The 14,722-nt window shown below is 33.1% G+C and carries 9 protein-coding genes, 1 tRNA gene and 1 pseudogene; 7 read left to right on the top strand and 4 right to left on the bottom strand.

What is annotated here, in order from left to right; translation table 11 throughout:
• Positions 1–53: 53 nt before the first annotated feature.
• Positions 54–2,909, bottom strand: a complete 2,856-nt coding sequence (locus tag ACECE_RS0211115) for a phosphodiester glycosidase family protein (RefSeq protein ID WP_010681286.1) — start codon at positions 2,907–2,909, stop codon at positions 54–56.
• Positions 2,910–2,952: 43 nt separating this feature from the next.
• A complete protein-coding gene (locus ACECE_RS0211110; RefSeq protein ID WP_205410182.1) occupies positions 2,953–3,609 on the bottom strand; it encodes a tRNA 2-thiocytidine biosynthesis TtcA family protein in 657 nt (218 codons plus the stop codon).
• Between the two features lie 318 nt (positions 3,610–3,927).
• Here ACECE_RS0211110 and ACECE_RS0211105 point away from each other — a divergent pair.
• A tRNA-Pro gene (locus tag ACECE_RS0211105) sits at positions 3,928–4,003 on the top strand.
• Positions 4,004–4,353: 350 nt separating this feature from the next.
• On the opposite strand, the gene ACECE_RS0211100 is transcribed toward ACECE_RS0211105, so the two are convergent.
• A complete protein-coding gene (locus ACECE_RS0211100; protein ID WP_010681284.1) occupies positions 4,354–4,899 on the bottom strand; it encodes a hypothetical protein in 546 nt (181 codons plus the stop codon).
• A 739-nt stretch (positions 4,900–5,638) separates the two neighbouring features.
• On the opposite strand from ACECE_RS0211100, the gene ACECE_RS0211090 reads away from it, so the two are divergent.
• The 6 genes from ACECE_RS0211090 to ACECE_RS27290 all read left to right on the top strand — a co-directional run bounded on the left by ACECE_RS0211090 (position 5,639) and on the right by ACECE_RS27290 (position 14,056).
• Positions 5,639–6,703 (top strand): dockerin type I repeat-containing protein, encoded by a 1,065-nt coding sequence (locus ACECE_RS0211090; protein WP_010681283.1) that lies wholly within the window; start codon positions 5,639–5,641, stop codon positions 6,701–6,703.
• A 128-nt stretch (positions 6,704–6,831) separates the two neighbouring features.
• The gene (locus ACECE_RS29315) at positions 6,832–10,068 is read left to right on the top strand and encodes a dockerin type I repeat-containing protein (RefSeq protein WP_010681282.1); all 3,237 of its coding nucleotides are present in this window, start codon (positions 6,832–6,834) and stop codon (positions 10,066–10,068) included.
• Between the two features lie 243 nt (positions 10,069–10,311).
• Positions 10,312–11,865 (top strand): amino acid adenylation domain-containing protein, encoded by a 1,554-nt coding sequence (locus ACECE_RS0211080; RefSeq protein ID WP_010681281.1) that lies wholly within the window; start codon positions 10,312–10,314, stop codon positions 11,863–11,865.
• Entirely contained in the window at positions 11,852–12,325 is a 474-nt protein-coding gene (locus ACECE_RS0211075; RefSeq protein ID WP_083878503.1) for a GNAT family N-acetyltransferase, read from the top strand. Before ACECE_RS0211080 ends, ACECE_RS0211075 begins: the two co-directional genes overlap by 14 nt.
• A gap of 35 nt (positions 12,326–12,360) precedes the next feature.
• Positions 12,361–12,618 (top strand): acyl carrier protein, encoded by a 258-nt coding sequence (locus ACECE_RS0211070; RefSeq protein WP_010681279.1) that lies wholly within the window; start codon positions 12,361–12,363, stop codon positions 12,616–12,618.
• Between the two features lies 1 nt (position 12,619).
• The gene (locus ACECE_RS27290; RefSeq protein ID WP_010681278.1) at positions 12,620–14,056 is read left to right on the top strand and encodes an MBOAT family O-acyltransferase; all 1,437 of its coding nucleotides are present in this window, start codon (positions 12,620–12,622) and stop codon (positions 14,054–14,056) included.
• Between the two features lie 192 nt (positions 14,057–14,248).
• Here the strand turns inward: ACECE_RS27290 and ACECE_RS27285 are convergent.
• Positions 14,249–14,722, bottom strand: a pseudogene (locus ACECE_RS27285) (ISNCY family transposase); the annotation flags it as partial.

The following is a 14,722-nucleotide window of genomic DNA, read 5'->3' as shown; positions in this document are numbered from 1 at the left end:
TCAAAATGACCCGCATTATTGTAATCTATAGCATTCTGGAAATATTAACTTGGTTATTGAGTTACAGATTTATATTGGAAAGTTGGAATATTATCTTTTACTATTACTTCGATATATTTTGAGTTTACAGCACTAACAGGATTCAAGCTATTAAGGTTTAATTCTGTCAGACTAGAATATCTTATACCGTTTTCCATAAAACTTTCGTTTGTATTGTCGTTATAGAACAGCCAGATGTTGTTTCCGGTCTTTTCTTTATAGTCTTTAAGTACTTTTTTAAATAAGTTGGCTTCTAAACTGTCACTAAAGCTTTCTGGAGAGTTCTTCATAAGAATGAACACATTTTTCCCTTTGAAGCTGTTGAGTTGGTCTAAAAACCATTGCCATTGGCCTGTTGCACTGGTTCGAAGTCCTTTGTTTGAAGTGTTGAGTTGAATTAGTCTGCTACCGGATATATCAACGCTTTTATACCCTGAATCGGCTGTAATTATAGGTTTTTTAACTATTTTAGAGAGGCTATTGCTTGCACTTGATAATATTGCTACCGTTTTAACATCTGAACCTGACTTGTCGGCTAATCTTGTTTGAAGAATTCTTCCAAGCAGGTTTGTTGGCTCACCATTTAGGCTGAATACATTAAATTTAAACGAAGTGTTTGATTCCTTGAAGTCTACCTGCTTATTGGATTCATCAGCAGCTACTTTATCCTGTGGTATTTTGCTTTTGTCAATTGCAGGGAATGAAGAGGTTTTAATAGTTAAATCATCTAAGTAAATATCACCTGATTCAGGAACAGGATTAACCTGGACTGTATAAAGTCTGGTTAGCTTTGCAGGCAAACTGATGTTGGCAAGAGAAGTTTCGACGAATCTCCAACCAGTCCAATTCATATTATTGGTAAATTCCAATATGTTCTTTTTACCGTTCGAATCATATACTTCAGTGCGGAGCCAGTTTGTGCTTTCTTTTGGATTGTAAACCCAAACGCCTATTTTGGTTACATTTTTATTAAGGTCTATACCTTTGTCAGGGAATACAATGTAGGCAGCTCTGGTACCTTCGAGTTTTGTAAAGTCGTATGTTAATTTTCCGGAAGTATTACCTTGAATTTTAGCTTCATCTGATATTTCATAAGCTCCGGGAGTACCTGAAGGGGATGAAGCAAATGTTCCATTTGAGGATTCAAAATTGTCTATAACACTTGAGAGCTCTTCACCTACTGAAACAGCACAGTAAGCGTGTGTATCACCAATATAGGCATCAATTGTCCCCACGCCTTTATTTGTTGCAGTAAATACAGAATCAGACATTTTGCCTATATCACCATTGACCGACCAATTCACATCTGCTGGATTTATAGACGTAGTGTACCCGTTTCTGTCGGTTCCTTGAACTTTAAAGGTGTATGTGTTGCCTTTTACAATGTTCAAAGTCTTAGTGCCCAAAATAAGTTTGCTGGGGTTGCCAAGTACTCTGACTTCTATAGAGGATGAAAGGTCTCCAATAGTTGCTGTAATAGTACCTTCACCTTCACTTTGGGGGTAAAATGTATTGCCTTTAAAGTCGCCCTTTATGCCTTTAACACTCCACTTAACATCTTCTTCACCAATTTCAACCGGATTGAAGTATTTATCATAGCCAACTAAAGTAAATTTTCTGGACGTATTTACAAATACATTTGTATCTATGGTGTCAATAACAAATCCATCAAGTGCCCCGGTTGGAAATGCAGAAAATATTCCAATAGCAGTAGATACTTTTCTGGGGGATCCATCGGATGGACTGTTAACTATATTTATTGCGTTTGAACCTGGTTCTCTTACGGCCATTGTTGTGGAACCGCCACCATCGAGATTTAAGGCGTTATATGCACCAAGGCTTATCATCAAATTAGCCATTTCAGTCAGGGTCATTCCTAAACTTGAGTTTTGCCTTCCGTCCACAGTAACAAGAAGCAATTCTTTACCGGACTTAGTACTTCCTACAGCTGTTCTTGGAGCCTTACCGTTTGTATCACTGGAAACATAAGAAAATTTAGAAGGAATGCTTCCGTCTTTTACTAATATGGCACTTCCTGTAACAGCCATGTTCGTTGTGCTCCATTCAGGAGTTGTTGATATGTTAAGAGTTGCTAGGTCACCAACTTTGAAATTATTTACGAGGAAATCAGCATTGGTTCCATTTGCAACTAATACATAGCCGTTTTCTGGTATTTCGACCGATGGCATTCCACGGCGAATTTCTACTACAGCATTTTGATTAACAACCATTTCTACAAGATTTGGACGATCAGGAGTAGCACCAGGAGAATTCAAGGACCACTTCCTGTCATAAATGGCCATAGTATTATAATTGTCGATATTTTCTTTGTTAAATTTAAAAACAGTAGCGGATAAGCCATTGGGGGCAACTATTTCCATGTTGGTTTTCCAGAAGTTGAACATGGCTTCGTTAAGGTTACTGATAGAAAATGTACCCATTGAGTCATTGTACCTATTATACTCCCTATCGGAAGATATAATTTTCCCTGATTGAACAACCGGTCCGTCAGGATAAGCATAACCTGATTGTTTCATCCAGTTGAAGAAGCTCGCATTTATAGCAGCTACAGCACCACGAGATTCAGTAAGGACCTTAACATTAGTGAGCTTCTGTATTGAATCTGTGTTTGTCAATGTATTAACCCTTACATTTTCATTGTTGAGATCAACTCTCAGAACATTGATGCTAAGCCAACCTTTATCCATAAATCTAGTGATTTTTTCATGGGTTACTCCAGAAGTTATAGTTTCTGTAGTAGAAGTTTCATAAATTATACTATTCGTTTCAGCAAAAGCAGTGCTAAATGACATACTTAGCAAAACTGTAATGATAAGCATAATTGAGAGCGTTTTTCTTATGTATTTCATTGTAACTTCCTCCATTTATGTATTTTATTAAATGACTATATTATTACCATTCATCTATTCCTGAACGCTTTATGGCGCCAAAAATGTTATTTTTAATATTTCGGTTTTCTTTGTGCATTTCCATTAAAAGTTCTTTTATATACTGACGTTTGGTTTTGCCATCTACATGGCATGGACTTGGCACGGTTACCAGATTATTAGCCTTAATATACTCCTTTACATGCTTTTCCTCAATATAAATCATTGGGCGGATCAAATATAGTTCTTTCCGCTTCAGATAAGTCACAGGTGAAAAAGTTTGAAATTTACCTGCATATAGTGTACTGAGTAAAAAAGTCTCAATAACGTCATCTCTGTGATGTGCCAGGGCTACTTTATTACAATCTAGCCTTTTGGCAACATTATGAAGAGCTCCTCTTTTTAGGTTGGCACAGAGTGAGCAGGGATTAGTTTCATCCCTTGCTTCAAAGACAATTTTTCCGATAACGGTTTCCTCAATTGTATAATTAACGCCAATGCTTTTACAAAGTTCTTTGACTGGAGTCAGGTCAAATTCTCCTATACCCATAGTCAGTGTAACTGCCTCAAGCTCGAATTTAGCAGGAAAGAAACTTTGCAATTGTTTTAGTAATACCAAAAGGGCAAGGCTGTCTTTTCCTCCTGATACACCAACAGCTATCCTATCACCTTCTTGTATCATATTGTAGTCTTCAATGGCTTTCCTGGTTTGTCCCAATAACTTCTTAATGTTAGACACCTCTTCGTTTAAATTTGTTCCATATATAGTTTACATAATACGACAGAACTTCACACGTTAATTATAAAATATCTTTCGTATAGTATCAAGTTAACGTTGTGTTACAAATTTTGGCCGAATATAAGATGTAAACCTTAGTGAGATAAACTTAAATAGAATGAGGAATGACGAGTATAATAGACGTAAATCAAATAATTTGGTGCTGAATGGGTTGATAATATATCTGGTATGTAGTAAAATCTTTTTTGTCGCCGAAAATAACGGGGTGTAGCGCAGCTGGTAGCGCGCTTGGTTTGGGACCAAGATGCCGGGGGTTCAAGTCCTCTCACCCCGACCATAATTAGGTGAAGAAAAGGAATAGATAAAGATCTATTCCTTTTTTGATGTCTTCTTAAGTAAGAAAGAGACTTATAGCTTATGAATTCAGAGGGGGCATAAAGCATTTCCTATCTTAAAGATATACAAATTCTGATAAATCTTGTTCATAATTAAAATTACTGTCTTGTTTATTTCCTATATTATTTCTCTCTAAGAAGATTTTTTCATTAATACTATTCCAATTTACCTAGCTTCTATTTCCTGTCGAAAAACAAAAGGGAATGTCTGGTTATTTCGACATTCCCCATGAATTTAAGATTGCAATTAAGGACCTAAATTAACTTAACTATTAGGTAAATAGATTATATATTAATTTAATACTTCTGATATCTCATTTACTAATTTTGAATTATCATCAATATGAGGCAATCTCCTACTCAAATAGTTCTTTAATATAGTAAGTTCATCGTTAGAAAAATTAGAATTTCTTTTTATTGCATCTAAAATTAAACCCATTGTTTTATAATCCTCATATTTATCATCTGTTAAAACCACAACATCTTTTTTATAAAAATCTTTAAGAATTTTTTCAGCTTTTAAATCGTTGTCATCCTGTATTTTTTTTCTTTGATTAAACTCGCTATCAATTTTCTCTTTAATCTTTAATATCTCTTTTTGGCTTTCTTTATCAGATTTAATATCCTCTTTTAGATTCCTTTTATCCTCTGTTTCTTGTTTCTTTTGTTTCTCAACAATCTCGGCACTATTAAGTATAACCGGATTTTTCAAAGGAATGTCTGGATTACTTTTGCTTAAACTGAACTTATCTACCAAATTTGCAGAACTTACAATAAGACCCATTATCGAAATTCCAACTATAACAACACCGCATAATAATAATTTCTTTATTTTCATAGAATAACCTCTACAATATTCTTATTTAACTTACTTAATTATACCATATAATGTGAATTTTAGAAATCAAAAAATCTGAATTTATAATCACTACTATTAAATAAACCGCATATTTTCAGCAAGGGTTCATCGGTTGCAGGTTAGAGTGATACGATAGTAAAAATGTATTTTGATTATTATATTTACCATAGCAACAAAGAAACATTGTATGAGAACCTTCATACCACCAGCTAACCTTTTCTAAAATTTGAACCACATCACCATAAGCGTATCTAGAGTTAAATACTATGGAGTGGAACTTGAAATGGTCATAAAATTAGACTGACAAAACAGTAAAAATAAGTTAGAATGATACTATGGAAAAGAGACAAATTTAGAAGAAGTTAATAACTAAATAAAACAATTGTGAATAGGGGGTGTGTTGTGTATAAAAATCTACAATTCTTATTTTGGTTTATGATTATTTTTGGAGGCTATCTATTTACAAAGGGGACTCCAAATAGTAATGTTTTAATTTTCCGAATGGCATTAATAATTGTTGGAATTATAGGTACAATTTGTTTGTTCTTATACAAAAAGGGAAAGTCACCTAGTTAAAGCATGTAAAGAAACCTGGAGTGGAAAAGCTCCAAAGCAATATCGAAAAAATGACTGTTCTTCAGGATATGCTATATGCGCAGAATGAATATTCCTTGCTCATATAATTACAAAAAGAAAAATTTGTGGGGGAGTGATTAAAATGAAAAAGTGTTTAAAAGTATTACTATTTTCAGCTTTAGTAGTTTCACAGTTGAGTACTGCATTGACAGCGCATGCTGATAGTACTCTATTTAAGGAAAGTGAAAAGTTTGATGACCCAGGCAATTATATTATGCATGCTTATGTACTTATTGGAGATTTAGATTTTAATAATTCTTTCAATGTGCTGGATTTGGCGTACTCAAGAAAAATTCTTTTAGGAATGGTAAGTCAACCAATAGATGAATGTACGATAGCTGCATTTGATATGAATGAGGACGGCAAAACTGATTCCATTGACTTTGCTCTTCAACGAAAAATGATATTGAATCCGAGCTTATATTCACCTAAGTATAAAGAAGTAAGTGTACCATTAAAAGGATACGATCTTGATAGGGATGGATTAATTGACGATGATGACATCGCTTTAGGGAATGTATTTATTGAAAAATTCAAATATGGTTTATCGCAAGAAATGTATAAGTGTAGGCATTTATCTGATTCATATCCGTGGACGGAAATTGAATACACTGGTGAAATTGCACTTAAAGACTATACGATTTTTCTGAATGTGGCTACAATAACAAAAGATTATGTTTATACGCCTTCAAATGGCTATGAAATAACACAGTTTGGTCCTGAGGAAATAGGGAGTTATATTATTGCACTAGATGGCCCCTCAACTGAAGAAACTCAAACAGAGCTTAAAAAATACATTGTTAATGAATTTGATTATTTGCCTGACTACGCTTATTTAGCAAGAATAAATACTGAAGATGTTGAAATAGTTAAGAACCTGCCACATGTGCTAGATGTTATTGTATTTCAGGATGAGTATAAAGTTAGCGAAACTGCAAAAAGTGTAAGTGGTACACTGAAAATTAATGTAGTCTTTTGGGAAACTCCAGAGTCCTTAGACGATATTGCAGCATCTGTTGGAGCAACTGTCGTTTTTGGCTCAGGCGAACATGCTGCATTAATGATATCCGCTGATAAGATTCCGGAACTTTGTAAGCTTAATGAAGTAAAGTATATAGAAAAATATCCGAATTTACGATTTGACTAATTTAAAACTCTCATTTACCATCCATTGATATGTAAGTAGACTTTATTTTGTACAGATAACTTTCATATTTCCGTTTTAAAGGGAACTAGCATCTGCTTTTAAAACAAAAATTATAGGGGGGTAAGATTATGAAAAAATTTTTAGTTGCGTTATTTGTTTTTGTTATGATGTTTGGATGTATTAATGTTTTTTCAGCTGAGCAAGTCGAGCCTGAATACAACACAAGTATTTCAGGGGATATAGCTTTGAATTTAAATGATGATTGGCAGCCAGGATTAACAATTGATACTCAGGGTGACAACATGGAATACCTGGATGTATCCAATATAAAAATGTATTTTCAGGTGTATGCAGATATTCATATCACAGGCAATACTGATGCTGAAAGGCTTAGTATCCAAAGTGCCGGGTTTCCAACATCGACTCAGGACATAGAAATTGACAGCAATGGAAACTTTGATCAGGAAGTTAAATTAATTTTAACAAGCTTTGACTCTATTGAATCCAATACAATCAACTTTGGCGCTTATGTTAGTGCACATAAGGGAGATAAAACGGTAAAAGTCAAAATTGGAAAAGGTGAATTAAAAACTAATTTTCTTATGGATGCTACCGAAGATTTTGATCTAAATAATGATGGTATTATCAATTCATTAGATTTTGCCTTGTTTAGGAAATTGTATCTTGATTATCTCCAGGAAGAATACAGCAAAATGGACAAGCAGGAAAGCCTTAATACTTACATATACAACGAATGGTATATGAAAGACTTTGTGATGGGGAAAGATGGATTTTCCTTCAATTCACAGACTCATTTAAAAGCAAAGACTGATGCAACCAAAATCACTCTCCATATAGAAAATAATGGGGAAAACGAAGACCATGAATACCTGACCGAAATAACAGGAGAAATAGATGAGATAAAAGAAGTTTCTGGAGTAATTCCAATAATAAAATCATCTGATATTGCAGCTAGTACATGTGTAAAAGCTTTTAAAGGAAATAGAGAAATTGAACTGAGGAGTAATTTAAGAGAAAGAAAAAGCGGTGATGCTGTAATTGGTGACTTAAATTATGACAAAAGTGCTAATTCTATTGATTTTGCGATTTTGAGAAAATATTTAATGGGTATGATAGATAGATTTCCTGTACAATCAGGGTTTTACTGTGCGGATGTAAATGATGACAAAAAAATTAATTCTATTGATTTTGCATATTTAAGGATGTATTTACTCGGTGCAATAAGCAATTTCCCCAAATCTGCGACAACTATAATTTCGCCGGTAACACCAACTCCTACACCTGTAACATCAACGCCTACACCTACAACACCAACCCTAGGTTATGACATAGTTACTATTTATAATATAGACAATATCAATATCAATGATTACACTTCTGTTGAAATTTTTGTTGAGAAATCCCCAATGACCAAAATAATTATCTCCGCTTCAGATGTTAATCGTGGACGTAATGTTGCAATAGGATGGGAAAAGACTTATTTTAGGTTGTCAGGAAGCGCAGTAAATGGTGTAGATTATGAGAAAATAGATTTTAATTACTTTTGGAGAAAAGTAGGCAATCCTTATGATATGGAACTTGGAGATAATAATCCAAAGGACGAATTTTTTATAATTCCAATAGATACAAACTCTAATGAGACAAAAGATTTGGAAATATATTTTGGAGATTCTGATAAATGTGCAGCGACCATACATTTCGTTAAAGGTCTAAGTGATCTTAAAGATGAAAACAAAGCAAAGCAACTGCCTGAAACTGTAAGTTATGATGAAACCTATTATAAGCCGGATTCAATAACCAAAGCATCTTGTTATTCATACGAAGAGGCTAAATTTTATACGCAAAATGTTATTATAGCAAAAACAGAAAATTCAACAAAATTTCCAACTTATTATGAACCAAAAGAAATATTCTACATTGAAGAGAATGAGCCAACTTCATTGAAAGTAATCAAGAATCCACCAATTTGTGATTTCCCAGTTTCAATAAGTAATACTATAAAAGGTCTAAAACCAGAGACAACATATTATTATGGGACTGAAACATACAATTTAAGAGCAAATTCTTTTAAGACAATGAGAGATTATAATAAACCATTGCCAACTACACCTACTCCCGATAGTCCTGTTACACCAACACCAACATCGAGTCCTAGCACTGGTATGGTCACCTACTATAAGGTTGATAATATTGATGTAAATGAGTATCCAGGTGCTGAAATTTTTGTTGAGAAATCACCTATGTCAAAAATTTGGATCTCAGCTGAAACAATTTGTCGTGGACCTTTATATGCAGATGGATGGGCAAAGACTTACTTTGAGTTATCGGGAAGTGCGGTAAATGGTGTGGATTATGAAAAGATAGACTTTGATCACTTTTGGAGAGAAATAGGTACTGGTTTTTCTATGGAGCTTGAAGATGATAATCCAAGGGGAGGATTCTACATAACTCCAATAGATACTGGTACAGATGAAACCAAAGATCTTGAAATATACTTTGGAGGTTCTACCAAGCCAGCAGCAACCATACATTTTGTGAAAAGCATATGTGATCTTCAAGATAAGGATAGAGCAAAGCAAATTGAAACCAGGAGTGATTACGTAAACTACTACCTTGGAGGTACTACAACATTTGCTACTGGTGTCTCATGTAATAGTGGTAGGTTTTATTCGAAGAATTTTATTGCTGAAAAAGTAGGAAACCCTACAAGTTATCTAACTTACTATCAACCGCAAAATATATATTACATGGAAAAAGATGTGCCATCATCTTTGAAGGTTGTTAAAAATCCACCAGTTTGTAATTTTCCGCTATCAATAATAAATATAGTAAATGATTTAAAGCCAAGTACAACTTACGTTTATGGGAATGAATTATACTCTTTAAATAAAAACACTTATTTATCATCACAAAACTCATTTACTACAACTAGCGAAGCTTTTGAACGTGGTGAGTTGATTACACATTATAAAGTTAATGGTGCAGAGGTCAGTCCGGGATCTTGCCAAGAATTTACTGTTGAGAAATCACCAGAAAATAAAATTTGGATATCAGCTAACACTGTCTGCGTTGGAAATGTACATGCAGATGGATGGTCAAAGACTGAGTTCAAGTTATCGGGAAGTGCAATAAACGGTGAAGATTATGAAAAAATAGATTTTGATTACTTTTGGAGGATAGTAGGAAGTGATTTGTATATGTCACCTGGAGATAGTAATCCACAGAAAGGATTTTACATAACTCCGATTGATACAGATTCCGACGAAACAAAAGACCTGGAAATATACTTGGGATCTACTGATAAGCCTGCAGCAATCATACACTTGGTAGAAGAAAATAAGTAATACTTAAGACCTGAGTAAAACAAAGTTACCCCGTATTAGCAATACAAAAAGTTGCTAATACGGGTTTTTTATTGGGGTTATTTACATTACAACAGAATGTTTTAATCCGCCCTCGGTATTCCAATCGTCTATAAATAAATTTTTGCTTTTGCCTTGTCTTTGTGCTCCGTTATATGTTAATATACATGTGATGTTCAATTGATGTTGTTGAATACAATTTTAGCCCTATGGGAGGTGCTATATATGTTTTCTTCGGCGATATTTTTACTAGATGAGGCCGCAAAAAAATATGGAAATAGCATTGCTATACAAGATAATGATAAAGTTATAACATATAAGGAATATCAAAATTTATCTTTGGCACTAGCTACAGGATTGTTAAAAAATAATAATAACTCTAACCAAAGTCAGCAGATAGCTGTATTTTTGCCAAAGAGTTATAGAAATATTGTTTCTTTTATGGGCATATTATACAGCGGAAATACGTATGTTCCAATAGATTATAATATGCCGATACCCAGGCTTAAGAAGATATTTGAGAATTTACTTCCTAAATATATTATTACTGATTCTAAAAACTTGGATGTGATTAAGTCATTAGATTTGCCTGATAGTGAAGTACTTCTATTTGATAGTTTAATAAATTCAACGATTGATCGTAATTTAATTGATAATAGACTAGAAGAGGTAATTGATACCGAACCGATTTACATTATGTACACTTCTGGTTCCACTGGTGTACCTAAAGGGGTGGTTATTACCCACAGAGGAGTTTTAGATTACGCGGATTGGGTGGTTGAAACCTTCGATATTAATGAAAATACAGTTATGGGGAATCAGGCTCCTTTCCATTTTGATAATTCTGTAGTAGATATTTATGGATGTTTAAGAGCTGGTGCAAAACTCGTTATTATCCCAGAGGTATTTTTTCAATATCCTGTGAAATTGCCCGAGTATATAAATGAAAATAACATAAATTTTATTTTTTGGGTACCTACAGTAATAATTAACGTTGCCAATTCTGGAATTTTAAAAGAGATACAAATGCCTAAGCTGGAAAAGGTTTTATTTTGTGGTGAAGTTATGCCAAATAAGCAGCTTAATATGTGGAGACAGACGCATCCAAATATTTTATATGCTAATTTGTATGGCCCTACGGAAATTACCGATGTGTGTACCTATTATGTTATAGATAGGGATTTTTCGGATATGGACCCATTACCAATTGGAATCCCATGTAAGAATACTAATGTGTTAATAATAACAGAGGATAACACAGAAGCAAAACCGGAAGAAATAGGCGAATTGTGTGTGCTGGGAAGTGGTTTGGCGCTGGGGTATTTTAAAGAACCGGTTTTAACAGAAAAAGCCTTTATGCAAAATCCACTGAATACCAAATACCCTCAAAGAATATACCGGACAGGCGATTTGGTTTATAAGGATAAAAATGGTTTGATTGAATATGTAGGAAGAAAAGACAGCCAAATCAAGCATAAGGGAAATAGAATCGAACTGGGTGAAATAGAAACAATAGCGAAAGGTCTGGAAGACATTCGCAATATGTGTGTTTTGTATGATTATGATTTAAAAGAGATAGTAATGTTTGCGGAGCTTGATTTAAATAGCAATATTGAAAGCATGAAGAAAAATATAATAAGGAAACTTAGAGGAATGCTTCCGGGTTATATGATACCTTCAAAAATAATTAGCATGGAGAAGCTTCCACTAAATGCAAATGGTAAAATTGATAGAACTTATTTGAAAAAGTTGTTAGGAAGTGGGAATGATGGAGCCTAGTATTAGAGTTATCACAGAAGAGGATGTAGATTGTGTATTTGATATGTATGTACAGCTTTATGAATACTTGAATCAAAAAGGGTTTGTATACAAATTAAATACCTCGCACTTGAAAGAGAATATTGTAGATTATATTAATTCAAAGTTTACAAAGATATTTGTAGCTGAGTTAGACAATAATATACTTGGCTTTATTATGGTTTCTGTATCAAAAATAAATTCCAAGTTTATTTATGAAAATACCAGATATACAGGCAATATAGTAGACTTATTTGTCAAGGAAGAGAGCAGAGGCTGTTCTATAGGGAAATTACTTATAGACGAGGCAAATAGATTTTTTAAAGAACTGGATATTAAATTAGTACAGGTAAACACAATGGTTAATAATGTGGGTGGTATTAATTTTTATAAAAAAATAGGATTTAAAGAAGATTATATTTCTTTCATAAGTATTTTATAATTGTAGCTGAATAAAATTAGAAGGAGTTGGGTTAATTGTTGGACAAACAAAGCATAGAGAAGAAAGTTGTAGAATTATTAAGTAATCGATTTGAAATACCTTTTGGGGATGATGTAGATTATGATACGGATCTTTTTAAGGATGGTTTTATCGATTCAATAGAATCAGTAGTTGTTATTAGTAATTTTGAGAAAACTTTTGGCATTTCCATTTCTCCAAAAGATTTAATTGATAATTCAATGAATACCGTAAACGAAATGGTTGCGTTCATATCAAAGATACTAGGTGAATAATATGCTTTTTTCATCATATGAATTTATTTTTATGTTTCTGCCAATAGTATTGGTTGTTTTTTTTGGTTTAAATTTTGCAAAGGTGAATAAGGTAGCTCAACAAATATTTTTGATTGCTGTATCTCTTTATTTTTATTATAAAGGATGCGGGAATTTTATTGTGATTTTTATAGCTCAAATACTATTTAATTATATAATTGGCACGTTGCTTCTAAGGATTAAAGCAAACAAAATAGTAAGACTTATAATAATGTGGGTAGCATTAGCAGAAAATGTGGGTATTCTATTTTATTATAAGTATACTTATTTCTTTGCTAATTTATCAAATAAATTATTTAATTCACATTTTTCGATGAGCATTATCCTTTTACCGTTAGGTATTTCATTCTTTACTTTTCGTATAATATCATATATTGTTGATTGCTATAACAGAAAAGCAGAACATTATACACTAATCGAATACCTATTATTTATTACTTTTTTTCCTGCACTGACAATTGGTCCTATAGTACGCCATAATGAAATAATTCCGCAGTTTAAAGATAATAAGATATATAAATTCGATTTGGATAATTTCAAAAAAGGAATATTTATTTTTTCAATAGGCTTAAGTAAAAAAGTGCTGATTGCGACACCTTTGTTGAGCTTCACCAATAATGCGTTTAATATAAATAGTAATCACAATCCACTAATACTATGGATAGGTATGTTTACAAATTTGTTTGCATTCTATTTCGATTTTTCCGGATATACAGATATGGCAATAGGTATATCACGATTTTTTAATATAGAGCTTGTAGAGAATTTTAATTCCCCTTACAAGGCAAGGAATATTCAGGACTATTGGAGAAGGTGGCATATTACCCTTACCAGATTTTTAACTGATTATATTTTTAGCTATATATATAAGCCCGGTTCCGGTATAGCTATATTTTGTCTGGGCACTATGATTACGTTTTTAATTTCGGGATTTTGGCATGGAGCAGGAATTAATTATATTATTTGGGGCTTGCTGCATGGATTATCAATGTGCATTATTGCACTTTTAGCATTGAAATCAAGTAAAAAATATTTAATGAACAAAAAGGCAGCAAGATTTATAACAATGGCAGCCTTAACCTTCTTAGCATCTTTGTATGCCACTGATGGGCTTAGAAATTATTATAAAGTTTTGAAAACTCTTGTTAATTTTAATTATTTTAAAAGTTTAGGATTAATGGGGTCTGCAAAGGATATCTTATTAACTATTAGTAGTAACTCTTATACAATAATTATTTTACTTTTATCTGTATATATTTGTTTTTATACAAGTAATACCAAAGAATTGACAAAGAAATTTGAGAATAATAGCAGGTACCCAATTTATGCAGGTATACTAATGTTATTATCACTGTTTGGTTTAGGGGCAACTTCCAGCTTTATATATTTTAAGTTTTGATTTCATGTTAGGCATTTGCAAAATGACTTAAAAAATCAGATGTAAAAAGTTAGAAGAGATGTAAAATGGACTTTGATAACTTAAGAGGGATATATGTTAGTGATTTGACTGAAAAACCAGAACCTTGTTGATGAAATTACAGCACAAATAAGCTTATGTATAAGACATAAGTTTCAAGAGTAAGTTAGTAAATCAAGCGATTAAAGGTTTTAAACTACGTATATACTTGTGCTCATGAATTTTATCTGCAAGTATTACAGTAATTAGTTGTGTGATACCTGCGAGATATAAATCTGCTTTAATAGTTAGGTTGTCTCTTGTTTTAAGATTACCACAGGCCATAGGCTCCTTAAGGTATTGAATGTTTTTTTCTACTACAGTCCTAATTTTGTAGTCAGAAATCCATTCGTCAGAGCCTCTAATCACACCTGGATACATGCGTTTATCCATGGCAGGAGATGTGAAGGTTACACGACCGCAAGGCTTGCCATTACAGGGGTTATCACAAGAAGTAACCCATTTACCTTTAATTAGTTTTGCCTGTGGGCACCGCCATTTGAATCTTTCGATTCTTCCTTCTTCTCGGCTCCAGCCATTTGGTTTCATTGGTACAGAAGAATCTTTAGAGCAAAGTGGCCAACCATCATCATTGTATTTAATAGGCGG

It is taken from the genome of Acetivibrio cellulolyticus CD2 (assembly GCF_000179595.2).
In the GTDB taxonomy this organism is placed as follows: domain Bacteria; phylum Bacillota; class Clostridia; order Acetivibrionales; family Acetivibrionaceae; genus Acetivibrio; species Acetivibrio cellulolyticus.
This window is presented reverse-complemented; position numbering and strand designations above follow the sequence as displayed.

Coding starts and splice junctions, on each gene's coding strand:
- ACECE_RS0211115 (WP_010681286.1), bottom strand. CDS start 2,909: ATGAAATACATAAGAAAAACGCTCTCAATTATGCTTATCATTACAGTT.
- ACECE_RS0211110 (WP_205410182.1), bottom strand. CDS start 3,609: ATGATACAAGAAGGTGATAGGATAGCTGTTGGTGTATCAGGAGGAAAA.
- ACECE_RS0211100 (WP_010681284.1), bottom strand. CDS start 4,899: ATGAAAATAAAGAAATTATTATTATGCGGTGTTGTTATAGTTGGAATT.
- ACECE_RS0211090 (WP_010681283.1), top strand. CDS start 5,639: ATGAAAAAGTGTTTAAAAGTATTACTATTTTCAGCTTTAGTAGTTTCA.
- ACECE_RS29315 (WP_010681282.1), top strand. CDS start 6,832: ATGAAAAAATTTTTAGTTGCGTTATTTGTTTTTGTTATGATGTTTGGA.
- ACECE_RS0211080 (WP_010681281.1), top strand. CDS start 10,312: ATGTTTTCTTCGGCGATATTTTTACTAGATGAGGCCGCAAAAAAATAT.
- ACECE_RS0211075 (WP_083878503.1), top strand. CDS start 11,852: ATGATGGAGCCTAGTATTAGAGTTATCACAGAAGAGGATGTAGATTGT.
- ACECE_RS27290 (WP_010681278.1), top strand. CDS start 12,620: ATGCTTTTTTCATCATATGAATTTATTTTTATGTTTCTGCCAATAGTA.